Consider the following 22427-nt stretch of genomic DNA (forward strand, 5'->3'; position numbering starts at 1 on the left):
TTACTACCACCTGCTTTCAAGATACTCATTCAGGATACTAAGATCCTTGTCGACAGGTACTGTTAACGAACTAATTGCCCTCCAAACCTCCACATTGGATTTCCAGATATGCTGATTCCGTACAGACCAATCAAATTTTTTCGGTATCTCGCCTTGCCCCATCATGATCACATCAAAGCCGGGTAATCCGAATATATTGTCTTTTATTGACGAGTTGATCATCCGGATCAAGCTTTTGTCGGCACAGGTTAACGGCCCTATCTCATTATATAGGTCGATCATTTCTTGCATATAGCCGACGTCTGTAAGTGCCCTGCAATCTTTCCAAAAGGGGGTGTCAAATTTTTTGTTGAATTTATAATGTATCGATAGAAATCCTTTTAAATAATCCCAGTTATCATTGATATCCGAATTTATCCTTTTTTTTAGAGCAGGCGATTTTTTTAGCTGACTAAAGTTATAGACAAGTGTTTTTGCCTCCTTAATAATCATATGAATCCCGGTTGACTCAAGCGGCTCAACAAATGCAAAAGAGTTGCCTATTGCAAACACGTTGCCAACGCAGATGTTGCTATGCCGGCCACTTTTGAATCTCACAACCCGGGTGTTCTTTATCGTCGGGTTTTTCTTTAAGAGCTCCCCGGCAGCCTGGTCAGTTGAGCAGTATGCCGAAGAAAAGACGTACCCACGATGATTCTCGCCTCGCATTGGTATATTCCAGCACCACCCATTATCCATCGATTCAGCATAAGTGTGGGTTGCAATCTTTTTTACGTCGGGTATTTCGCCCGCTATTGCCGTATCACAAAACAAGCTTTTGTTATAGGAAACAAAATCAGATTTTAACGTCTGTTCGAGCAGGAGCGAGCGGAATCCGGTACAATCAACATAAAAATCATAAACATAGCGTTGGCCGCTTTCGCCCGTAGCAGCAGCAATCTCATCGGTTCCTGCTCTTCGTTCTGCATGCACTACTTTATCGTCAATGTAAATAATATCTCTTTCCTTTGCCTTGGTTTTTAAGTAATTAATGAAAGAAGCATTATCGAGATGAAGGGCATAAAAAAGGTCATCCGAAAGCGATGAGTATTGCTCGGCGCCTTTGCTATCTTTAGCTGCTATCACAAAAGACGAATTCTGATCCATCAGCACTGCAGTAAGCGAGCTGTTATTTATATGTCCATCGGTACCATAAGCGCTTTTTACGTCAGGCCAGCCAAAGGGGTAATTAAAGTAGTAGTCGCCGGGCAATCCCCAAAAAAATTTTATTCCGAGTTTCCAGGTGGGTCTAACATTTTCGTAAAATTCGAGTGCCGGGAACTTTAAAGTTCCGAAAAGAAAACTTCTTATTTCCGGGGTTGTTGCCTCACCCACCCCTATTACTGGTATTTTGGATGATTCTATCAACGTAACCGGCATATTGGGATATTTTGCCTTAAACAGCAACGCCGTAAGATAGCCCGCAGTGCCGCCCCCAATAATGGCTACATTCTTATATTCATCTTTTTGCTCTTCGGCGGGGGGGCTATCAAAAGCTCGCTTTTTTATTTGTGATACGGAATGCTGAAATTTCTTTACTAATATTTTGTAGTCTGATAGATCCTTATATGAACCACCGGTACCACCGCTCTCAAAAATTGGATAAATATATTTTGATTCATAACCGGGCCGATCCTTTTGATGCAGTTTAAACAAGTGCACATTATCAACAAATTTTAATCTTTGCCCAGGCTCGTCTTTATAGATGACTTTTATTTCATTCAACAGTTCAGTAAAAGCTGCATAAAATATATCGGGATTTTCCTGAATATCGCCGGCTGTTATTTTTGACGTAACCGGACTTTTTAAGTTGGTCTTATTTTTGACACTTTCATGCCCTTGCTGTAATATCAAAAATGCAGAATCGGCGCCGGCACTTTTACCCGGAAAATAAGTTGGGCCTACCACCAGGTTACCTTCCCACGATGCTATCGTTACAGATGTCTTTTTGCTAGTTCTGAAAAAATTACTGATGTCAATTATTTCTCCAAGGGTATTGCCCTCCAAAACATTAATGTGTAAGTTGATATTTTCTGAATCTTTAGCCTCCGGATAATCTGACTGAATACAATTTATCCACTCTAAATAATTTAAATGCTTCTTTAAAAACTCGCATAAAGCTGAGCTCTTCTGCCTGCTTGAAAGAATTATCTTATATGGTACGGCGTTTTCAATCATGTTGTGTATCGTCAATATTCAGAAAGCCAGCTTCAATTAATTTGTGTACCAACTGAAGTTTCCCAGCGTCAGTTATCAGCCCTTTTATCTGCTTTACCCTGAATGGTTCAAACTGCAATAAAGTGTCCTTTTCAATAAATGGGGGTATAATGACTTTTTGCCTTCCAAATTGAATAGTGAATTCTCCTTTTACAGTTTTAAATATGCATTCGAAGCCCGCCTGGCGAGATACGACTGTTTCAAGATCCAGGCTCTCGAGCTGTAATAAGCTAATTAGCTTGCCGCGGAAATTCAGCGTTTGATCTTTTACAAAGTCATTACTCTTTTTTTCCAGCAATTGTTCCGGCTCAATGTGCTCAATCAGTTCGTTTAACTTTTGTTTGAATGTTGCCAGATAGGCGTTTCTTTCAGTTATAGTACTAAAGCCATGCGGTATAGTTAGCCTAAAGAATTTTTCTTTTTCAGATGCGATGCGAGCCAGCTCTTCTATAAGATGATAACCATATACCGGTTTTAAAGAAAAATTTACATGTATTGTTGATGCCTCCGACGACATAGCCTCGTGCGAAGTGCCACGTGGGATGTAAAGAAAATCTCCCGTATTAATATCGAATTGCGAGATCAATCGCGGGGCTTTGCTAAACGAGCGGTATTTGATAGGTATATCTTCACCGGTATCATAAATCAGCCATGTTTTGGGACCTTTAATTTGCATCAGGAAAATATCATGCGGATCGTAATGCAGCGCAAAGCCCTGCGAATTTGGCGGAGTAATATATATATTGGCTTGTATTCTGAATTTTAGCTCCTGTTCAAGTGTTCGGCACGCTTCCGATAAACGGAAAATTGATTTTTCAGCCGAATTTATAATAATTGTTGCCCCTCTATTAAAGAGTCTGAGCAACTTCTCAGGGTCAATAACGAGTTTAATAGTACCGTCCAGCAATGTATCTGATTTGGTCCACTCTGCCGACGGAATATTTGATCCTTTGTTCATGAGTCTGATACCGTCCGGAATCAGATTTTGCTGACTTATAAAACTGTCAATATCGCTTATAGTCAATACATTGTTGAAATAGCCAGGGTTGTTATGGATATGATGGACGAATTTCTTCTCCCAATAATTTTGAAAAAAATCCTCTCTTGAGAGTGGTGCAATCAGGTATGAAAAATTAATAATCTCCATGGCACTCAATTATCCGGACTTTCACCTTTGGGCTTTTTTAAGTCAGATAGAATTACTTCGCATTGCTGATAAACCAGCTTTACATTACGGCTGAAATGCAAATGTTTTACCGGCGTTTCCACAGCTAATCGCCCAAGTAATTCAAATTCCCTTTTTTGCTCCGGGGGTGAAAGGACGTAGCTGGCAAAAGTATTAGAATGTAAGTAGACGAGACGTTCGGCAGAAGTTGGCTTAACAAATGGAATTCCATCAGCATCATTGTCCTCATCTAATAAATAAATGGCCCCAAGCTTTAAGGGGGTACCCCAAAAACTTTCACCCAAATCAGAATATTTGCTGTCCCGATGTGAATATACGGAAACAAATTCATAAGCGATATCGGGATAAAAAACTGTCAGTGGTTGTGGTCGCAAGCGAACTTTAGGATAGCCCGGCTCAACAAAAAAATCCCCATCGATGAATTTGATTACAGCTATGTCATCACTCAAAACCTTAAATCCCAGGTTGGCAAAGGCTTTCGCAGTGGTGGATTTGCCGCTTTTCTTTTTCCCCACCAGCACGACAGCTTCCCCATCAACATTAACTACTGATCCATGCAGGCACAGTAAGCCCCTTAGGCGCATGATACAACCCGATATAACCCCAACAAAGAATGAATCCATATTAGATTCAGGCTCATCATCACTATGGACTATAGTTACGTTTATTTTATCAGGATGGATCAATACAACCAGATTTCCGTGCCTGGTAGTAAATGATATCCTGAAATGAATCCCAAACGGGGATTCAGCACTATAGAAATGTATGCGCTCCTTCTTTCTTAGCTGTCTGGTTAACACCTGCTGCCAGACGAGGCTTGTATCGGGAATCCACATCGCTGTTCTCACCCACGTAACATATAAATCGACCGTGGAGGGTAACACGTCATCAAGCAACTCTATTTTGCGTGAACTATTAACAGATAACCCATAAAGGCGATAATAGTGACTCATAATTATTTTTGATATTCGGGGAATCGCCGTAAAAAGTGTATAAGGTAAATGCTTTGTGGTATAATACTACGTGCGATACTGTCACTAATACGGCTATTATTTTCGTCGGAGATCCATAGTTTCAATTTATCGACGTCGACTATTCGTCTGATAGGATCGCTCGCGCTAATATCCCCCAAGAATGATCTTACTTCGGGTAACTGAGTATTATAACGGGCTCTATAATCTGGGGAAAAGTGTCCTTTACTTTGCCGCCATTGTATCTCTGGCGGAAGTAACCCGTTAAGGCCTGTTCTCACCATGTATCGCTTGTAGCCGTTTTTAACTTTAAAATTGGCAGGCGTTGCCAGGCAAAATTCAAGCAGATCTTTGTCCAGCAGGGGATGACGGACTTCAACATCTCCAAGGTCGGCCTTGCCGTGCGCCTTCGCCTGCGCAATCCTTATCATATTTGCCTGGTTGACCCGGTGCTTTGATGATACCCTCCCGATATTCATCTCGGTTAATTCCCGTTTCCTCAACTCCCATATAGTCTTAAGCTCATCCGCTATTCCCGACTGCAAAAAATGGGGGTCTTCCTTGTCTAAATATCCTGTTCTAATTTTGTTTAATACCGCTTTGGGAGCTAGAGGTTTAATAACATCATTAAAAGCACTTCGCCAAATTGGTTCACCGTTCATTTTTCTCCGGCAAATTAACTCACGCCATAACCCCGTCCATTGTAATTTTCTGAAAAGTTCGGCGTAGCAACCGGCGCCATAATACGACGCACTTAACTCACCGCCACCGCCATCAAGCAATACTCTGGAACCGTAATGACGGGCACCTCGTGCAAAGGCACGGCCCAGGTAATGGCTGGCGATGAGGTTTGGCGTATAAATAGTTGTTTGAAAATCCTCAAGGTCACTAAAAAAGCCTTTTCCCGGAGCAGTGATATAATTGATATTGACGTTTGGAAAGCTTTTTAACTGATTAATATAATAACGTTCATCTGTAAATGCGGGATCCGCGCCGTCTGGTAGAACTGATGAAAAAACCTGGAGCTCCTTATTTTGACTTTGCAATATTTCGGCCGCTACACTAACAATCGCCGAGGAGTCGAGCCCGCCGCTCAATAGGGCGGTTACCGGAAACTTACTGTTTATATTATTGCCAACTGCTTTAAGTAGCGCCGCTTTAAATGCGTCTCTAAAGTCTGCTTCGCTTTTAAATGATGATTCTCTTCCCACGTCGGGAGTCCAATAAATGTTCTTTTTAATCCCTCTTTCGTCTATAGTTAGAACGGTAGCCGCTTGAATAAGCAGTATATTTTTGAACCAGCTTTCTTCCCAAAACAGGTGTTTTGCATTTGGAGAAACGATGGTCAAAAGTTTATTTTCATTGATAACAGACGGAACATCATCAAGGGCAAGAATTGGGTTAGGAGTAGATGCAAAGATGAATTTTTTGCCATTATAAAAATAAAGAAGGTTGCGTGTAGCGAGGTGGTCCGTACAGCAAATAAGCTTTTTGTGCTCGCCGTCCCACAAAACAAAGGCAAAACTACCCCGGAGGTACTCACATAAAGACGATCCCCATTTTCGATATGCTAAAATAACAAGCGATCCGTCACCCCGCCCTTCGTGTTCTTTCGGATCAATTCCAATTTTGCTATAAAGTTCTGAGCGGTTATCAAGCCGTAAATCGCCAACAATCGTTAGATTATTAACAGAATCGTACAGCGGAAGTGTTTCTGAAAAGGATTGAGGCGTATTAAAAACTGTTTTTTGGCCCAATCCTATACCGTTTGCATCCCAAAAAGCTTGTGCATCAGAGGAATTGTAGTTTAATGCCTCCTGCATAACCCTAATATCTGATCGGCAATCGCCATGGCCTGGGTCATAAACACCAAAAAAAGTTGTCATCAGTTATATGGTGTTATCATAGGGAATAAATGCCAGACGAATTTAGATTCCGGGTTTAATTAAGGGTCAAACAGCGCCGAGTTCTGCAAGAGTTACAATGAAGTACAATCGACCCAAATTGTTTCCCCATCGGGCCCAGTTCCAGGCATGTGTTGAACCAGTTCCGCCAATCCGCCAAAACGCTGAATTTTTGGAGTTTGATAAGGTTTCTTTTCTTTACCCGAATTTTTGTCGTCCGGCATCGGTTCATTTAGGTTAATACTTTTCATAGTATTTTAATTAATTGTTAAATGTAAATTTACTACAAATTATTAATTACAAAATAGATTTGTCAAATGTTTTAAATTGGCCAATAGCACTGTTGTCAGAGCTCAAAAGATAACCATTATGCTCAAGCCAGGCATGCGATTTCAGTTTATTTTCCGGCACTGTTAATATACCAAATTTAAGATCAGTTTTTATATTTTTTCTCTGCAGTGTTAACCAAAATGCCAGCGACGAAGACAGACAATTAGTAAACGGTTCGAATTTATGAAATAGCATAAGCATAAAACGATACTTTTTGAGATCGGCAACGTCTACACCAACATCAGCTTTGTTATTGTCCCATTTTTTCAGGAATCGAACGGTCGATTTAAAGCTAAAGAATTTTAATAGTACCCTGATTATAAATGACAATATAAGCGTTTTGAAAAAGAAATATTTATCGGGATATGATAAACTTCGTGGAGGGATGTTGAACCATTTAGTTTTCAATGATTATTAGTTTTTCATTTCCCAATTCAGTGAGCAGGTTAATCAAATCAGCACGGAGTGTAGCCTCATCTGTCTCATATTCCGACAAAAGCAACGATAACGTTTTTTCTGCGTCGCCGTCGCCCTCCGACAAAATTTGCCATATCCTGGCGCCAACATCATTCAATCCAAAATATTGTTCGCTGGCCATATCTAATAATACACATTCATTATTGAGATGTTGAAACAGCACATTGTCCGATATTTTGACTTTTTTTGGTAATTTAAGGTGTGTCATTTTAATAAGGTTTTAAGTTTATATTTACATATTGTACCAAATTCCCGATTCACCGGACAATAATTTACTATAACTCAATAATTGTTTGTGCGTACCCCCGGTTCTTTAACATCGGTGATTGGATTTTTTACCGGCCCCGATATTTTTTTAAAGATAGAACATAAATTTTATAATAGTCAATTGATTTCGCAAACAGGTTCTGGTTAAAATGTCGCTATTCAAGTACTTAAAAAGGTTTTAAATAATTCGCGCTGAATGTTGCAAAATCAGGCTCTGATCTGAACCAACCTACCCCTACGGTTCTTTGGCCGGTTTCCAAAACAGTAAGTCTATGTTGTAAACCCGGTGAGATTTTGAAAATTACGGCGTCTCCGGCGTTTATGTGCCCAAATTCTCTTATAATTTTTTCGCTTCCTGTCTCCCGCATCTGTAATTTACCTCCACTGTAATCGCAGGTACCCAAACCTAGCGTCATAGCCAATAACCTATTGTCTGAATTATCGCCATGCCAATCTATCCCATGCTGTTCGCCCTCTTGGCTGCGGTGTATACGGCCGACGAAATTTCCGATTGAGCCACAGCCCGTCAATTCCTGTAAAATTGAAAATAACCCTGGGTTGTTAATAATAAATTGGAAAAAGAACAACAAAGTATCATTTTGTGGTACAAAAAGTACCTGGCCGAATTTATTGCTTTCATCCATTTCAAATTTAGTTTGAAATTGAACCTTATCCAATTTCCTTAAAAGATTATTTAAAACGGACGGAGGTAAAAATCCAGGTAATAAAATACTATAAGTGTCGGCATACTCCTGCTTATAACTTTGAATTTTTGTATCGTCGATGAAGATATTTCCTGCTGCCATTTTATTGTTTAAGAATAAGTGATGCGGGTTCGGATGTGAACCATCCCGCCCCTGCGGTTCTGGGAAAATTGCCGGTAACCTCCGTAACTCTATGCTCAAGCTGATGGGAGACCTTAAAAATATGTGCATCTCCTGGATTTGTGCAGCCAACTTCTGTCAGGTATTTTTTATCTCCCTTTTTACGGATTTGAAACGTGCCGCCCTCATATCTTTGGTAGCTCAGGTTGATACTCAAGCCGATTAGCCTGGTTGGTGTGGACTTATCATCATGCCAATCCAGGAAATGACTTGTTCCTGGCAGATTGCGGTAAATCCTACCCGAAAATCCCCGAACTCCGGGGAGGTCTGTTATAGTTTCAATTAAACGAAAAAGCCTAGTATTGTTGAATAAAAAATTAAACTGATGCAGTGCAACATTTTTGGATGGGACCGAAAGATCAGTAGCAAAGATTTTGTTACCGGCAAAATGCTGTCTTTCATAAAATGATGCGTCATCAATATTACTTATCAATTTATCAAGCAATTCATTGTCGAGTAATTGCGGCAGAACAATGCATTGTCTTTTAGTGAATTCACCCTTTAATTCTTCAATAGCAGAGTTTTTACAACCTATTAGGCCCTTTTTTGTAATTGAAATCATTAGTTATGATTAAACAAGGGGAAATGAACTATTAAATAAAACATTTTTTATAAGATAAGAGACCTTGAAAAACGGAGTTTTTTGTTAGTCGTCCGATGAAAAAGCCTCTTATACATGACTCTTGAAAATCTATCACCCCGTTCGGCTTCCGCAAATCCCGTGGTTAAAATATTAAAGTTGTTTAAATATGACCTCGTGGCATTTTCAGATAAACAAAATTGAAGAAAGACAAACAGGATAGCAATTATAATTCAAACTCGCGCTTAATAGTGTAAATTGCCATGTGCCAATGTTAATTTTATCGATACAATATTAAGATATTTAGCATGTATTTTAGGGAACGAGAACTATGAATTTCTACGTGATTTTTTTTCTGGTTATTTGTGCTGTGCTTCTTTGGGTTACTATCCGTAAAAAAGAAGCTTATCCTTTTTCATATTATCCGATGTATTCATCTGGACATAAGATCGAAAATGTCTGTGTCTACCGGATCGCTCTGAAAAAGCAAGATGGCAGCATGGCTTGGTGGGAATCAGAATTTTACCGTTATCCGGAATATGTGGGGAGAAAGTTAAAACAATTATCAGTAGCGCACAAGCAAATCAACCCCAATGGCATATTTTTAGAACTTGAGAAACGTAAGCTTTTAATCATGGTGATGCGTATTATGGAAAAGGAAGGAGCAGAGATAAGCAGTTATTACGCTTTTTGCATAGTAGAAAGGAAGGTTGCGCCTAATCTTCATCCCATGGACCGCTTGGTTGAGACCATCGCCTTCAATATTTTACCGGAATGAGCTTTTTTGAGTTATTTGATAATGCTCATAAACCAAATGAGACAGCGATGTTTGCCAAGCTTTTTTGTGCTGCACTGGCCATTCAGCTGCTACTGAATTTTAATCAACAGTACCGTTATTTTTGCACACAACCCTGGAAAATATATGGAAAACCTCAAAAGCTGCTAAGCTTCATTACATTGCCAACACTAAATCAATATCAATTTTTTAGCTTAGGTGTCTGCATAATTATTAGTTTGGTATTAGTAACCTTGGGCTTTTACGCCCGTGTGTTTGTCTTTATTGCTTTAATCAGCTATTTTTTTTATTTCAGTCAAATTATTTCATTGGCTTATATTCAGCGTAAGACGAATCTTTTACCTATTGTATTATTAGTTCTGCTTTCATCGCCATCGTTGGATAAACCCTTACTCGCGCCGTCGACCGGCTGGGAATTGCTTTTGATTAAGATAGCGTTACTGCAGGTGTACTTTTCTGCAGGGCTACAAAAACTAACGCAATCGGGTATCGGATGGCTTATCGGCAGGAATTTACAGGCCTATTTACTAGAAAATTATCTTTGGTCGGGCAGGAAGGGTGCATTGTTAATAGCAGAAAAGCCCTTGCTTTGTAATGTACTTGGCACCCTCATTCTGTTTTTTGAGTTAACTTTTTGGATAGTTCTTTTCTTTCCGCAGGTTACATTTTTTTATCTGGTATTTGCATTAATGTTCCATATAGGCACTTTGATAACTATGCGTATAAATTATCTGAAATATATTGGCCCGGTGTATCTTGTATTCTTTACCGATATTGTTTTTAGTTTAAAAATAATCCCTGGGAACTGGTGAAAAAAAACACAGGAAAGCTCATTTTAAAAGAGTTGATAAACAACAAAGGGTTTCTTCCAGTCTCAATCGACTGGGTGAATAATAAGATTACATGGATCGACTTTGGCCAATATCATTTTTACGAAGGTTTCTTTCATAAGTCGGCCAGTATTTTTTCTAACTTAAAAAAAGGGAACGTCGATACTCTGGTCACCGATATTAACATACTGACGGAAGAGGCTTTGGTTGCTGATAGCCTTTATCCAACAGGTTTTATCTTTCATGCCGGCCGCTGTGGTTCAACCATACTTTCAAAAGCATTGGCGCGTTCGCGCGAAAATCATGTCATAAGTGAAGCGGGCCCAATGAATACTATGTGGCGGCTTTTTGTTCAAAAAGATGATCAGCCAATAAACGTCAGCGAGTTCAACAAAAAAATATACAAGCATCTTTTACTTGCCATGGGCAGGCAAAGAAGCATTTTGCACAAACATTTTTTCATAAAATTTACCTCATTCAATATTCTTTTTTTTGACTTTATACATGCCGTATTTCCGGGTGTGCCGGCGATATTTATGACCAGGAACACCGAAGATATTTTAAGATCATTTGACAAAAGGCGACCTGGCTGGCTTTTGCCTGAAGCTGCCAGGGTTTTAAATATGATAAAGGAGGGCGAAGAGCCGGATGAAAAAAAAATAATAGATAGCTTTTTTGACGCAGCCGGAAAGTATCCGGATGACATTTTAAGGCCTATTGCTTATGGCGACCTTAAGCCAGAGATATTGCCGGCAGTATTGAAATATTTCAGAGTGGATACCAGCTGCGAGCAATTGGCGCTTATGCAGTCTCAGTTTTTATTTGACTCCAAAGTTGAATTTAATCGAAAAAAATTTGGAAGCAACTGAAGTTTGATGCACAAAAAAATATGTTATTTTACTGTAGTACTGCGCATCTTTTCAAATAATAACCGGAACGGCCTTAATATAACTAGCAAGGGAAATACGTATACGGGTAAACGGAAGGTGTTAATATCGATGTAGGAGGGAATAAAAAAATAAAAAAAGGATCGGGTAAGAAGCCCTATCTTATACTTAACATTATCTTGTAATGCGAGGGAGCGTTTTAAAAAATGTATGCTGTTAAATTGAAAATTGCGTAGCTCGATAGGATATTGTAAAGGTATTTTCAGGTCTTCTTGGGTCACTTTAGTCGAGTAATCTGGGCCTACAGCTACCCCCGTGAGGCTACTGACGACGGATAGCCCGTTCACAAGTCTTTTTTTGAAGCCGTACCTGCCTGCGATGGTAAGTAAATCCGGTTCGGTTAACAATTCAGGATGCTTTTTTAATATACAGGCAATATCGATAATATATTTAAAGCGGGTGCCCATATCCTTCACCAGATGATTGGATATTATGGCGAGAAAATCATATGTGGGGGACAGAACAGTGCATTCGGTATTATTCTGATAGTGAGGTCTTATATGCGGCAAAAAAAAATCAAATGACGGGTAATTGCCGGTGAACCTGTTTAGAAGCGACCAGTGAATTTCAATATTGCATTTGTACTTTGGTAGTGTATAAACGATGTCCTTAAAAAATATTTTATAAAATTCAAGGTATCTCCGCGGAACAGTTTCTTTGGCGATATATCCGTTTGCAATAAAATAATCCTCTATCACTGCTATATCTCTCCGGCTTGCGATAAAATCAATGTCCACGCTTTCTCTCATCCCCAAGTTCTCATAGTACTGGGCAGCTAAAACAGAACCTTTGTAATTAATTAGGGTGATGCTCTGTTTTTTCAGGTCGTTGGTTATTTTTGATGATACAACGGCCTTCATCATATTTCTTTGCAAGGCTATTTGATTGTCTTTTTCCAGTTTGGACAGGAAAGTTGCATCGCCGGCTAGATTGTACTTGGTCATCACATGATAAACAAACGGCCTTATGCCATGAGCCCTGGCCATTTTATAAAGCAATTGCCAGTCTTGTGGATGCGAGGCTATAAAGTTATTAAAGTCGGCTATATCCGAGGCTGAAAAGTATATTCTGCATATTAACAATAAAAAAAGCTGTTCGTTTGAGTAGATGGTTTCCAGGTCTTTAAACGGGATCATTTATTATCCAGATATTGTTGTTAGCCTCTCTGGTATTTTTTCGAGGAATTTTTAAAATTAAGAAATTTGTACAAATTGTGTGCGCAACCGGTAGTAAGGTGAATGTTAAAAATCTGATAATCAAGCCATAATGCAAAAACAAAACGGGGTTTCTTATACCCCGTTTTGTTATCTTCAGCGCTGAAAATGCTTTTCGGCGCTCAATGGCTCCGGCTTTTATTTGCCAGCTTTAATTTCTTGAAGGGAATACACCCTGCATGCAAATAATATAATTTAAGGCCAGCGAAGGCTGTATATTGTTATGAGGAAGGGTACTTCCCGCCGGAGCTAACGTAACACCGGTTACAGGCGACGCCTGAACTTTGTTAACAACAATAGAACCCGAATCCATGGCCACCGGTGTGCCCGTAGACGCAAACATACTTACATTATCAGTTGTATCCTGCCCTATGAGCCCGCCGCCCGGTCCTGCCTGGCCGGCAAGGCCATTCACACCATTTAAAGTTGCCTGTCCGGTTCCGCCGGTTCCAGGAGTAACTGTAGTGGCATGGGTATGGGCTGGCAATTCGTTTTGAAGTAGGGTTACATTTTCAGTTCCCGTCATTTCACCATTGTCGTACAGGCTTAGCCCGGGCGCCTGGCCGGTGCCTACCATAGCCCTGCTTGCAAGATTAGGCAAGGCAAAAGTTGTGGTACCATTGCCACCATACTGCGTTCCGATAATTGAAAAAAGGGCAGTGTTTGACTGTATAGCCAAAAGTTGGCCCTGGCAGTAAGCCCACGTACGCGGCGCAAAATTGGCTGCAAATATTCTAACTTCTCCAATAGTTCCTTCCATATCGATAAGTTTTTAAGTATTTCTTAATTAATTGGTTAATTCCGCGAAGGGAAAATTCCGTTGATACAAATTATATAATTCATGCCCAATACTGGCTGAATATTGGAATGTGGTAAGCTTGAACCTGCCACTCCAACTGTTACGGTGGGCCCCGGGGCTGTCAGACCTGTAATCGTTATTGAGCCGGCATTCATCGGCACTGTAGGCGAGCCGCCGGGGGCATAAATGCTTGCCGTAGCGTCCTGACCCAGCAAATTATTTTGCGGCAAAGGCTTTCCACCCTGCGCCGGAACGGCCATCAATCCAAATGAAGCCGATGCTGGCGTAGCGGTGTCGACCTGTACAACTGCCGCGTGATTATGTGCGGGCATTTCAGTAGTTAACAGGGTGTGGCCTTCTTCACCTAAAGTTTCTCCCAATTGATAATTAGGCAAGCCGGGGCCCTGTCCGGTCCCTATTACTATGCGGCTTTGTATATTGGGTAGTTGAAAAGTAGTTATACCATCGCCGCCATAAGTTGTGCCGAGAATAGAAAAAAGTGCAGTTTCCTGGGCAATAGACATTACTTGCCCCTGGCAAAATTGCCAGTTTAATGGTGCAAAATTACCTGCAAATGCGCGTATTTCGCCAATTGTTCCTTCCATGTGTTTAAGTTTTAATGGTTAATCTCTTGATGGAAAAATTCCCTGTAAGCAAATGATATAATTCAATGCAATAGAGGGCATTATGTTATTATGAGGCTGATTGCCGCCCGTTAACGCTGTGGTGACTGTCGGGGCAGGTATATTGAGGTTGGCAGACGTTATCGCATCCCTTGACATTAGAACGGGTGTGCCTGTACCGGGGTGCGTATAAGGTTTGGCTCCGCCGGTAGTATCGTTGCTCAAATAGTTTCCGCCTGGCTGCGCTTGTCCGTCGCCATTGTTAATCCCGTTTAGTGTAGCTGTACCTGTTCCCCTGGTCGTCGGTTGCGTCACAACAGTAGCGTGTGTGTGTGCCGGCATGGTTTGCGAGGTTAGTGTAACACTGTTAGTGCCTAAGGTCTCGCCCAAAACATACTGGGACAGGCCTGGACCCTGACCGGTACCGATTACTGTTTTTCCTCTCAGGTCAGGTAGGTTAAAGGTTTGAATACCATTTCCCCCATAGGTAGTTCCAAGCAGCGCAAATAACGCCTGGTTGGTTGAAATGGCGAGTGTTTGCCCCTGGCAAAACGCCCATGTTCGGGGCGCAAAGTCTCCGCCAAAGAGCCTGATTTCTGACATTGTTCCTTCCATAATATTTAATTTAAGTTGATGAATTTTTCTCCAGCTTGTACTCCCATACTAAATAACTTACCGCCCGAAAAATACCCCTCCTGTGTATGGACAACATTAATCTTTAAAAACCTGCTTTCGCGGCAGGCTACAATTAAACCGTATAGCGAATCTGCATAGACGATGGTTCCCGGATCAGGCCTGAGATTATTTTCAAGCGTTATCTCTGCGGGCGATGTTTCTAATATTCTTATTTCGGCATTCCGCAGGTATGTCGACGCCCCGTCGTATTTCGGGTTCGACGCGTTAACCAGGCATTCAATTTCATCAGCCGATTGTTCTTCCCAATTTATTTCCAGTGTTTTTGGTCCCGGTTTCTTAAAGTATGCGACCTGTCCGCCGGGCTGTTCAACTTCCATGAATGACTTGTTCAAGTAATTGTCAACTAAACTCTGAACAAGGCCGGATGCCATAAGGCCGAGGCGTTGGCAAAAGAGTCCGTAGTTTTCCCCTCGTATTGTATTCAACTCCTGGCTCATTAAAATGGGACCATCATCTATCATCGAGGTCATCCGGTGAACAACCAAAGTGGCTGTTTCTTCCCCATTTTTCAATTGCCAGAATATTGGATCAGCTCCCTTATACCGCGGAAGATTGCCAAAGTGAAAGTTCAGGAAACCTCCGGCTGGCAAGGCAAGTATTGATGGCGGTATGAGCCAGGGAAAACCAAAAACCCATACCATATCCGGATTGGTACCCTGGAGCCATGTTTGCATATCGCATTCCCATTTCTCTTTTGTCAGCAGTATTATATTTTCCTGTTGTATGCCTGCATTCAAAAGCGGGCCAAGCAACTTTTTGCTGCTCCGTGCCAATATTCCCACCCCGGCCAGCCAGCCGTGTTTAATGAGGGAATTGATGGCCGGAAAGGCCAATGAATCAGAATTGCAGATCACTACTACTTTCATAACTAGATACCAAGGTATGGGTTTACCCAACCCGAAGAAGGCAGGCTGTTAATATCGGCGATAACCTTGCTGTTTATGCCTATGGTTTCAAGTTCTCCAATTATTCCTCGGGATATTTCGTCCTTACTGCCTGAAAAACTATTTTTTATCAGGAAAACCCGGCTGTCATTTCCGGATTCATGAGGCCGTATTTCTAACTTCCCCCGTTCTGTATTCACAGCAGTTTCCGATAGTGCCCGTTGTAGTGTTTGGCCACCCGATTTGCTTACCGCCTCTTTTATTATTAGGCCCGTTTCGTAACCGAATTGTTTAAACGGATCGGCGGCTATGTTGCATAAATGATCAATATCTTCTTCTGAAATTTCCCGGTAGGAGGATAAAGTAGTATATACATCAATTTTTTCGCCCCGTGCATCAAAAGACTCTAACAGGAAAGGCAAGCCCAATAAGGGGGTGCTTTTGTGGAGCCCGTGTTTCACATACTCCGCTAAAAAGATGCTTGCCTCCTCCCCGCAAAACGTTGCCAGTATGAAATCCGGCTTAAATTCGAGAATATGGGGGATCACTGATTCAACATCCGCCAAACCTTTATATTGCTTCATAGGGGCTATTGCAAAAGGCATGGCAACATCTGCTCCGGCCGCCTCTGACCCTTTTTGCAGCATAATGGGAAACGAATAGCCTGAGTCATAGACTCCGGAGACAAACATTCCTTTTTTTCCGAATGTTTTAACCCCCCAGCTACCCATTGACCATACCTGCTGCCAGGTATGTACAGAGTTTAAAAAGGTATAATCATTATAAAGACTTGGGTCGGGCAAGTGCTCGCCGATGTTGTTAATAATGAATGGACGCCTGTACTTTGCAAACTTTTCGGATAATTCACATCCTACTTTGTTGGAAACAATTCCGGTAATGATATCAGAGTTGTCAAAATTGAAAAGCTTATTAATAGCAGTCTCAGCTTGTTCCTTTGACCCCTGACCTATAAATTCCTGCACGATTTCCACATCGAGCCCTGTTAACCCCTGTTTTAAACCCGTATTGAAGTTTTTTGCCATAGGCAAAATTGTAGAATTTGACAAAAGCACACCAACTGTTAATTTTTCTCCGGTCATTGTCAATATTAATTAGTAAGCCCACATACGTAAAAGATTGCTGTAATGCTGTTGTAAAACACCAGTTTCTTCGGACGAAACATTTTTTTGATGCAGGGTTTCTGTAACCTGTTGTAGTTCGAATAGTATCTTGCGCTGCTCGGGGCTGCGAACCAGTGATTGTATCCAGGTAACCGCTACGTTTCGCTGTCCGCTTGTTATTTCGCATACCCTGTGTAAATGCTGGCAGGGATAGCAAACCGCGTCGCCCTTATCCAACTTAAACTTTACCGGGCCCAATGCAGTCTGCAATTCCAGCTCACCTCCTTCATATTCGCCCGGACTATTCAAAAATATCGTCATAGCGACATCGGTTCGCATCATATTTCCCATTATAGGGCTGTCCACATGCCAGCCATAACCCATACCCACATTATATTTGCTAATTAGGAAAGGATAAACATTTTGGGGCAACAGCGCGTTTCTGAATATAGTATTGCGGTTTAAAGCAGTAAGCAATATTTGCTGTACTGACATATAAACCTCGTCGCCCTCATTTAGCTGCAGATTGTCTTTTACTTCTCTGGCCGCGCCCGAGGCAGTGATTTTTCCATCTTTGTAAACAGCCTGTTCACTAAGCTTCCCGATCTGTTCAAGTTCGGTCGCGTTAAGTAAATTTGATAAATGCAGGAACGTATTCTGTATTATCATATTCCCAATGGTATATTATAGGTATTTCATCAGCTGATAGGTTTAGTAAAACAAAGCCTAAATGTGAACTGGTGATTTAGATTTAGTAAAAGTAGCGATTAATTTAACAAAAGCAACAGTAATAAATTATTAGTAATTTATATTTGTTTACTGATATCGGATCAATCAGTTTTTGTTATTAGTCGCTGACTAATGTTAACTTTTACCTTTACACCCATTAATCATTGATTGATAAATGAAAACCTTATCGCAAAACAATCTTATTTTAAGCCCCAAATGAGTGTCTATATTTTAGGGACCGGCCTGTCGCATGATGGCTCCGCATGTATATTAAAAGATGGGAAGATCATTGTTGCAATAGAAAAAGAAAGGCTTTCGCGCGTTAAACATGATGGAGGAAATGATTATTTGGCTGTAAAGTATTGCCTGGATGCTGCTGGTATCGGGATTAACGATCTTTCGCTGATTGTTCAGGCTGCCAACTTTGAGATCGACATTCAGCCTGACAGGTATTCTGGAGCCCGCTATTTTGAAAAGGACGTCGCTGTACCCATTATAACCCTGTCACATCATATGGCGCATGCCTGGGGCGCGGCAGCAAGCTCGCCTTTTGTGGAATGCAATGTTATGGTTATAGATGGTGCGGGAAGCCCGTATCAGCAATGTTGCGATATTAACGGGGCCATACTACCTGATTATCCTTTTCAGAATGCGCTTTTTTGCGAGAAGGACAGCTATTATTATTTTAACGGCAAGACGCTGCAGCCGCTCTTTAAGGACTTTTCCGAGGTTAGGCTTTTTGAAAATTCCCCCACCTTAAAATTGCCCACAAACTATCATTCAATAGGGGGGCTATATAGCGCGGCCAGTTTTTATGCCTTTGGGAATATGGAAGACGCGGGTAAGTTAATGGGCTTAGCGCCATATGGTAAGCTCGACGGAAAGCCCGGTTTATTTAAACTGGAGGATGGTATAGTAGAGGTGATTTATGAAAATGTTAACGCTCTATTCACAAATCCGGCAACCGGCTATGAGCAATTTAAAATAAATTTTAACCACTATGCTGATATAGCCCGATGGGTGCAGGATGAAACGGAAAAGGCTATACTCTACATTTTTGAGCAGCGATTAAATATTAATTCCCATTGTAACCTGTCATATGCCGGAGGTGTTGCCTTAAACGCAGTGGCTAACTGCAAACTATTGTTATCGGGCAAGGTGAAAAACTTATATATGCAGCCTTCGGCAGGAGATAACGGGCTGTCTATAGGATGCGCATACTATGGCTGGCATGAGATGTTTGCAAACGTAAAGCAGGATGATCCGGGAGGCTGCCCTTTTCTTGGCCGCCCTTATTTGGAACAGGAAATAGAAGAAGCAATAAAAGACTATCAAACTGAAGTGGGGTTCACTTTAAACGCCAACAAATCGGAGGATACAATAACAGAAACCGCTGCCCTGCTTGCAGAGGGAAATATAGTTGGCTGGTTTAGGGGAGGCGCCGAATTTGGCCCCCGGGCTTTGGGCCACAGAAGTATTTTGGCCGATGCACGCATACCGGGCATCAGGCAGCGGATTAACCGGGACATTAAGTTTCGGGAGGATTTCCGGCCCTTCGCTCCTGTAGTAAAGATGGAAGATGCGGCAGAATATTTTATTTACGGATGGGAAAGCCCTTATATGATTCTTGTTGACCGTATTAAGCAGAAATGGGCCACTAAATTACAGGGAATTGTGCATGAGGATGGTACATGCCGTGTACAAACAGTAACACGTATATGGAACAACGATTTTTATGACCTGATAGATAGATTCGCCAGGGAAACAGGCATGGGTGTGCTGCTCAATACTTCGCTAAATAAAAGGGGAATGCCCATTGTTGAAACGCCTTTACAGGCTATTAGGCTTTTTTTTTCAGGGGCGATGGACGTGCTTGTTATTGACGATTTTATAATACGTAAACCAACTTTATGATATGCTACGCAAAGCTTGATGTGCCCATTGTTATTAAGGGTGTACAGACTGAGGTAAAAAAAGTACTTACAAACAGTAAATGGATGCAACATTATAACAGAATGCATTACGACGGTGAATGGAAAGTTTTGTGTTTAAGGGCCCTAAAGGGTGACGCAAGCAAGCCTTTTGCCGAATTGCTGAATGACAACTGTTTTGAAAATACTGAATTGATGGATATGCTTCCGGGAGTCGTCGGCATCTTAGATGCGCTGCTTTGTGAAAAGCTATCAGTCCGGTTACTTAATTTAAGGCCTGGCGCGGTGATAAGACAACACCGGGATTTCGAACTGGCTTTTGAAAGGGGAGAGGCGAGGTTACACATACCGGTGTTTACAAATGTTAATGTAGAGTTTTACGTGGACGATGACCGGGTAAGTATGAAAGAGGGCGAATGCTGGTATATCAACGCCAACCTGCCTCACCGGGTCGCCAATAAGGGAGGCACCGATCGCATACACCTTGTTGTGGATTGCAAGGTGAACGACTGGCTGAAACATGTATTTGACCGGAGCGAAAAAAAAATCAAAACAGAAATAGTGGATAAGAATCTGCAAATGAGTATCATCCAAAGTTTAAGGATGCACCGCACAGAAGCATCTTCCGCGCTTGCAGATCAATTGGAAAATGAGTTGAACCATGAATAGTGTTGTGGATTTGATGCTGGGTTTTCTTAGAGAAATAGGCATTAGCTACTCTTTTGAAAAAATAGATGAAAATACCTTTCTGCCGGGTCTTAAACTAAGAGACGGAACTTTGGTCATTGATATCCGAAGGCTGCGTTATCCTGGTGATATTTTGCACGAAGCCGGTCATCTGGCCTGTATGCCTGAAGAGATGAGACGGACAATGAATGATAATCTGGACAGTAGCCAGGTACACCAGGGTGGAGAAATGATGGCCATTGCATGGTCTTACGCGGTCTGCATTCACCTGGATATCGACCCTAAAATTGTATTTCACGAGCACGGGTATAAAGGAAGCGGAGAAAGTATTCTCGCCAATTTTAGCCAAGGACAATATTTTGGCGTCCCGCTACTTGAGTGGTGTGGCATGAGCTATGGCCAGGTAACAGCAAAAAAGTTAAACAAACAACCCTTTCCTGCAATGATTAGCTGGGTATGTGAAAAAAATATGTATAACACCTGATCTTATATGGACCAAACTTTATTATCATTAGCAACATTAGTCCCCACTTCGGAAAAAGGGAAACTGGGCATTATGCACCTTAAAAGATTTTGGAATAAAGCTCTTTTGAAAAGAGAAAGCAAAATATCTCAGGCTGACTGGAACGGAGAATGGCAGCTTGACAGAGTTCTGCTTTCGGCCCTGGGGCTGGGTCTTGAACAATGCCTTATTTATATATTCCGGGAAGCGCCTTCCTTCGATAGGTTCGAGAATTGGATAATCGAAACCGCCGGCTATCCCGATTCTGAGAATTTGTTACGTTTCAATAATCTGTTCAACGATAAAACAGTCATTGAGGAGGAGCCGTTACCGGCGGTTTTGGGTGACGATCAGCTTAAATGCTGGCAAGAGAACGGCTATATTATAATCAGGGATGCCGTTTCAAAAGAGGATTGCGAAAAAACTATCGAGGTTATTTGTGATTTTATTGGCATTAGGCGAAATGACCCAACAACGTGGTACAAACAGCACCCATCTATCCAAGGAATTATGGTTCAGCTTTTTCAGCATCCGTTATTAAATAAAAATAGACAATCCGAAAAAGTAAGATCGGCGTACGAGCAGCTTTGGCGGCGAAAAGATATCTGGGTAACTGCCGATCGTGTAGGCTTTAATCCTCCTGAAACGGAACGGTGGAAGTTTCCCGGCCCGAATTTGCACTGGGACTGCAGCCTGGACTTACCTATACCTTTTTCATTACAAGGTTTGCTTTATCTTTCTGACACTGAAGCATCACAAGGAGCATTTACTTTAGTTCCCGGTTTTCATAATAAAGTTGAAAGCTGGCTCCACTCCCTGCCTGCTGGTGCGGACCCGCGCCGGCAAAATCTTCATGCTCTGGGAAGTACGCCTATAGCCGCTAACGGCGGCGACTTTATTATTTGGCATCAGGCATTACCTCACGGCAGTCGGCCCAACACATCAGACAAACCGAGGTTTGTTCAATACTTTACTTATGAGCCAGTCGATATAAAGGAAGCGGACTTGTGGATTTAGCTTAAAAGGAGTCGGAAATTTTCTCATATGAGTTTAGCGTACACTGCGTTAAAGACCAAGTTGGAGATTCCGCTAATATTGATCCGCCTTATACAAATAGGCCGCCTTAAGCATTTTGGCGGTTACGTCTTCATGATCTTCACAAAGCCGGTTATAGCACTTTTCTATTTCTTTCGTGGTCAGGGTGATATAGGCATTGATTGATGCCGAGTCCTTACACGTTTTGACGGCAAACCCGGTTTCTTCATTCCAGTAGTGTGCCGTAATTTTCTTGCCGGATGCGAACTGGTCTCTTAATCCGTTGACGGTTACGCGTACATAAATGGGGATCGCGCCGTCTGATGTTTGTTTAGCTTTCCATAGCCCAAACAAAATTGAAAGTTCCTGATTTACTTTCATTTAGCCAGTATTTGAGGTTAAACCATGGCCTCACCACAACCCAAATTAAACTACTGATTATAAATTCGGTATACTAAATTCCGCTTTTTTAGTAGTATACCGAGGGGTATACCGAACGGCTTAAATTGTTTTGACCCTGACTGAATGAAAAAAGTGCTTAGGAGCGTTTAAAAGAAGAAAGAGGCCGTCTCATAACTAGTTTATGAGGCGGTTTTTATATTAATGGTTTTTTATTTTAGGTGTTTGAATTTTGCGCATTCCATGTCGCTTTTTGATATGGTGTCCGCTGGGAGCTTAGTATGTGGTCAATAGCAAAGAAAAAGGCCGTTTATAGCGCTTAAGCGCTCCATTTTTTCAGGTTATGTGCTATTGAAAGTAGTCCAATCTCCACTTCTGT

The 22427-nt window shown here is 41.5% G+C and carries 24 protein-coding genes; 7 read left to right on the plus strand and 17 right to left on the minus strand.

Going from position 1 to position 22427, the window contains the following annotated elements; translation table 11 throughout:
* Positions 1–3: 3 nt before the first annotated feature.
* The 9 genes from Q3W13_RS09515 to Q3W13_RS09550 all read right to left on the minus strand — a co-directional run bounded on the left by Q3W13_RS09515 (position 4) and on the right by Q3W13_RS09550 (position 8837).
* Positions 4–2217 (minus strand): tryptophan halogenase family protein, encoded by a 2214-nt coding sequence (locus tag Q3W13_RS09515; RefSeq protein WP_302863240.1) that lies wholly within the window; start codon positions 2215–2217, stop codon positions 4–6.
* Entirely contained in the window at positions 2210–3403 is a 1194-nt protein-coding gene (locus tag Q3W13_RS09520) for a cupin domain-containing protein (protein ID WP_302863242.1), read from the minus strand. The genes Q3W13_RS09515 and Q3W13_RS09520 overlap by 8 nt, the downstream gene beginning before the upstream one ends.
* Positions 3404–3408: 5 nt before the next feature.
* Entirely contained in the window at positions 3409–4395 is a 987-nt protein-coding gene (locus Q3W13_RS09525) for a hypothetical protein (protein WP_302863245.1), read from the minus strand.
* 2 nt (positions 4396–4397) lie between these two features.
* On the minus strand, positions 4398–6299 hold the full coding sequence (locus Q3W13_RS09530; RefSeq protein ID WP_302863246.1) for an asparagine synthase-related protein: 1902 nt from the start codon (positions 6297–6299) through the stop codon (positions 4398–4400).
* A 92-nt stretch (positions 6300–6391) separates the two neighbouring features.
* Complete coding sequence (locus Q3W13_RS09535; RefSeq protein WP_302863248.1) at positions 6392–6568, minus strand: hypothetical protein; 177 nt, start codon at positions 6566–6568, stop codon at positions 6392–6394.
* Positions 6569–6614: 46 nt separating this feature from the next.
* Positions 6615–7055, minus strand: coding sequence for a lasso peptide biosynthesis B2 protein (locus tag Q3W13_RS25225; RefSeq protein ID WP_368077629.1), 441 nt, complete (start codon positions 7053–7055; stop codon positions 6615–6617).
* Positions 7045–7332 carry a PqqD family protein gene (locus Q3W13_RS09540; RefSeq protein ID WP_302863250.1) on the minus strand — a complete coding sequence of 96 codons (288 nt, stop codon included), beginning with the start codon at positions 7330–7332 and terminating at the stop codon, positions 7045–7047. The genes Q3W13_RS25225 and Q3W13_RS09540 overlap by 11 nt, the downstream gene beginning before the upstream one ends.
* Before the next feature lie 226 nt (positions 7333–7558).
* Entirely contained in the window at positions 7559–8197 is a 639-nt protein-coding gene (locus Q3W13_RS09545; protein WP_302863252.1) for a 2OG-Fe(II) oxygenase, read from the minus strand.
* A 1-nt stretch (position 8198) separates the two neighbouring features.
* Positions 8199–8837: a 2OG-Fe(II) oxygenase gene (locus Q3W13_RS09550; RefSeq protein ID WP_302863253.1), complete on the minus strand. Its 639-nt coding sequence runs from the start codon at positions 8835–8837 to the stop codon at positions 8199–8201.
* A 349-nt stretch (positions 8838–9186) separates the two neighbouring features.
* Between Q3W13_RS09550 and Q3W13_RS09555 the strand changes: the two genes are divergently transcribed.
* The 3 genes from Q3W13_RS09555 to Q3W13_RS09565 all read left to right on the plus strand — a co-directional run bounded on the left by Q3W13_RS09555 (position 9187) and on the right by Q3W13_RS09565 (position 11350).
* Entirely contained in the window at positions 9187–9633 is a 447-nt protein-coding gene (locus Q3W13_RS09555; RefSeq protein WP_302863255.1) for a hypothetical protein, read from the plus strand.
* 326 nt (positions 9634–9959) lie between these two features.
* On the plus strand, positions 9960–10463 hold the full coding sequence (locus tag Q3W13_RS09560; RefSeq protein WP_302863257.1) for a hypothetical protein: 504 nt from the start codon (positions 9960–9962) through the stop codon (positions 10461–10463).
* Positions 10460–11350, plus strand: a complete 891-nt coding sequence (locus tag Q3W13_RS09565) for a hypothetical protein (protein ID WP_302863258.1) — start codon at positions 10460–10462, stop codon at positions 11348–11350. Before Q3W13_RS09560 ends, Q3W13_RS09565 begins: the two co-directional genes overlap by 4 nt.
* Before the next feature lie 23 nt (positions 11351–11373).
* Here the strand turns inward: Q3W13_RS09565 and Q3W13_RS09570 are convergent, their stop codons facing one another.
* The 7 genes from Q3W13_RS09570 to Q3W13_RS09600 form a co-directional block, all read right to left on the minus strand.
* The gene (locus Q3W13_RS09570) at positions 11374–12564 is read right to left on the minus strand and encodes a nucleotidyltransferase family protein (protein WP_302863259.1); all 1191 of its coding nucleotides are present in this window, start codon (positions 12562–12564) and stop codon (positions 11374–11376) included.
* Between the two features lie 229 nt (positions 12565–12793).
* Complete coding sequence (locus tag Q3W13_RS09575; protein ID WP_302863260.1) at positions 12794–13402, minus strand: phage tail protein; 609 nt, start codon at positions 13400–13402, stop codon at positions 12794–12796.
* Between the two features lie 35 nt (positions 13403–13437).
* Complete coding sequence (locus Q3W13_RS09580; protein ID WP_302863261.1) at positions 13438–14046, minus strand: phage tail protein; 609 nt, start codon at positions 14044–14046, stop codon at positions 13438–13440.
* Positions 14047–14064: 18 nt separating this feature from the next.
* Entirely contained in the window at positions 14065–14679 is a 615-nt protein-coding gene (locus tag Q3W13_RS09585; RefSeq protein ID WP_302863262.1) for a phage tail protein, read from the minus strand.
* A gap of 5 nt (positions 14680–14684) precedes the next feature.
* Positions 14685–15626 (minus strand): methionyl-tRNA formyltransferase, encoded by a 942-nt coding sequence (locus tag Q3W13_RS09590; RefSeq protein WP_302863263.1) that lies wholly within the window; start codon positions 15624–15626, stop codon positions 14685–14687.
* A 2-nt stretch (positions 15627–15628) separates the two neighbouring features.
* On the minus strand, positions 15629–16687 hold the full coding sequence (locus Q3W13_RS09595) for an ABC transporter substrate-binding protein (protein ID WP_302863265.1): 1059 nt from the start codon (positions 16685–16687) through the stop codon (positions 15629–15631).
* A gap of 69 nt (positions 16688–16756) precedes the next feature.
* A complete protein-coding gene (locus tag Q3W13_RS09600; RefSeq protein ID WP_302863268.1) occupies positions 16757–17434 on the minus strand; it encodes a Fe2+-dependent dioxygenase in 678 nt (225 codons plus the stop codon).
* 276 nt (positions 17435–17710) lie between these two features.
* On the opposite strand from Q3W13_RS09600, the gene Q3W13_RS09605 reads away from it, so the two are divergent.
* The 4 genes from Q3W13_RS09605 to Q3W13_RS09620 are packed head-to-tail and all read left to right on the plus strand — an operon-like array spanning position 17711 to position 21631.
* Positions 17711–19408, plus strand: a complete 1698-nt coding sequence (locus Q3W13_RS09605; protein WP_302863269.1) for a carbamoyltransferase C-terminal domain-containing protein — start codon at positions 17711–17713, stop codon at positions 19406–19408.
* Positions 19405–20094 (plus strand): aspartyl/asparaginyl beta-hydroxylase domain-containing protein, encoded by a 690-nt coding sequence (locus Q3W13_RS09610; RefSeq protein ID WP_302863271.1) that lies wholly within the window; start codon positions 19405–19407, stop codon positions 20092–20094. Before Q3W13_RS09605 ends, Q3W13_RS09610 begins: the two co-directional genes overlap by 4 nt.
* The gene (locus Q3W13_RS09615) at positions 20087–20596 is read left to right on the plus strand and encodes a hypothetical protein (protein WP_302863273.1); all 510 of its coding nucleotides are present in this window, start codon (positions 20087–20089) and stop codon (positions 20594–20596) included. Before Q3W13_RS09610 ends, Q3W13_RS09615 begins: the two co-directional genes overlap by 8 nt.
* A 6-nt stretch (positions 20597–20602) precedes the next feature.
* A complete protein-coding gene (locus Q3W13_RS09620; RefSeq protein WP_302863274.1) occupies positions 20603–21631 on the plus strand; it encodes a phytanoyl-CoA dioxygenase family protein in 1029 nt (342 codons plus the stop codon).
* A gap of 72 nt (positions 21632–21703) precedes the next feature.
* Here Q3W13_RS09620 and Q3W13_RS09625 read toward each other — a convergent pair whose 3' ends face one another.
* On the minus strand, positions 21704–22030 hold the full coding sequence (locus Q3W13_RS09625; RefSeq protein ID WP_302863277.1) for an Arm DNA-binding domain-containing protein: 327 nt from the start codon (positions 22028–22030) through the stop codon (positions 21704–21706).
* Positions 22031–22427: the final 397 nt, after the last annotated feature.

Source organism: Mucilaginibacter sp. L3T2-6 (genome assembly GCF_030519355.1).
In the GTDB taxonomy this organism is placed as follows: Bacteria; Bacteroidota; Bacteroidia; order Sphingobacteriales; family Sphingobacteriaceae; genus Mucilaginibacter.

Coding starts and splice junctions, on each gene's coding strand:
- Q3W13_RS09525 (WP_302863245.1), bottom strand. CDS start 4,395: ATGAGTCACTATTATCGCCTTTATGGGTTATCTGTTAATAGTTCACGC.
- Q3W13_RS09580 (WP_302863261.1), bottom strand. CDS start 14,046: ATGGAAGGAACAATTGGCGAAATACGCGCATTTGCAGGTAATTTTGCA.
- Q3W13_RS09555 (WP_302863255.1), top strand. CDS start 9,187: ATGAATTTCTACGTGATTTTTTTTCTGGTTATTTGTGCTGTGCTTCTT.
- Q3W13_RS09595 (WP_302863265.1), bottom strand. CDS start 16,687: ATGGCAAAAAACTTCAATACGGGTTTAAAACAGGGGTTAACAGGGCTC.
- Q3W13_RS09515 (WP_302863240.1), bottom strand. CDS start 2,217: ATGATTGAAAACGCCGTACCATATAAGATAATTCTTTCAAGCAGGCAG.
- Q3W13_RS09605 (WP_302863269.1), top strand. CDS start 17,711: ATGAGTGTCTATATTTTAGGGACCGGCCTGTCGCATGATGGCTCCGCA.
- Q3W13_RS09585 (WP_302863262.1), bottom strand. CDS start 14,679: ATGGAAGGAACAATGTCAGAAATCAGGCTCTTTGGCGGAGACTTTGCG.
- Q3W13_RS09530 (WP_302863246.1), bottom strand. CDS start 6,299: ATGACAACTTTTTTTGGTGTTTATGACCCAGGCCATGGCGATTGCCGA.
- Q3W13_RS09575 (WP_302863260.1), bottom strand. CDS start 13,402: ATGGAAGGAACTATTGGAGAAGTTAGAATATTTGCAGCCAATTTTGCG.
- Q3W13_RS09550 (WP_302863253.1), bottom strand. CDS start 8,837: ATGATTTCAATTACAAAAAAGGGCCTAATAGGTTGTAAAAACTCTGCT.
- Q3W13_RS09520 (WP_302863242.1), bottom strand. CDS start 3,403: ATGGAGATTATTAATTTTTCATACCTGATTGCACCACTCTCAAGAGAG.
- Q3W13_RS09600 (WP_302863268.1), bottom strand. CDS start 17,434: ATGATAATACAGAATACGTTCCTGCATTTATCAAATTTACTTAACGCG.
- Q3W13_RS09625 (WP_302863277.1), bottom strand. CDS start 22,030: ATGAAAGTAAATCAGGAACTTTCAATTTTGTTTGGGCTATGGAAAGCT.
- Q3W13_RS09540 (WP_302863250.1), bottom strand. CDS start 7,332: ATGACACACCTTAAATTACCAAAAAAAGTCAAAATATCGGACAATGTG.
- Q3W13_RS09590 (WP_302863263.1), bottom strand. CDS start 15,626: ATGAAAGTAGTAGTGATCTGCAATTCTGATTCATTGGCCTTTCCGGCC.
- Q3W13_RS09545 (WP_302863252.1), bottom strand. CDS start 8,197: ATGGCAGCAGGAAATATCTTCATCGACGATACAAAAATTCAAAGTTAT.
- Q3W13_RS09610 (WP_302863271.1), top strand. CDS start 19,405: ATGATATGCTACGCAAAGCTTGATGTGCCCATTGTTATTAAGGGTGTA.
- Q3W13_RS09570 (WP_302863259.1), bottom strand. CDS start 12,564: ATGATCCCGTTTAAAGACCTGGAAACCATCTACTCAAACGAACAGCTT.
- Q3W13_RS09615 (WP_302863273.1), top strand. CDS start 20,087: ATGAATAGTGTTGTGGATTTGATGCTGGGTTTTCTTAGAGAAATAGGC.
- Q3W13_RS09535 (WP_302863248.1), bottom strand. CDS start 6,568: ATGAAAAGTATTAACCTAAATGAACCGATGCCGGACGACAAAAATTCG.
- Q3W13_RS09620 (WP_302863274.1), top strand. CDS start 20,603: ATGGACCAAACTTTATTATCATTAGCAACATTAGTCCCCACTTCGGAA.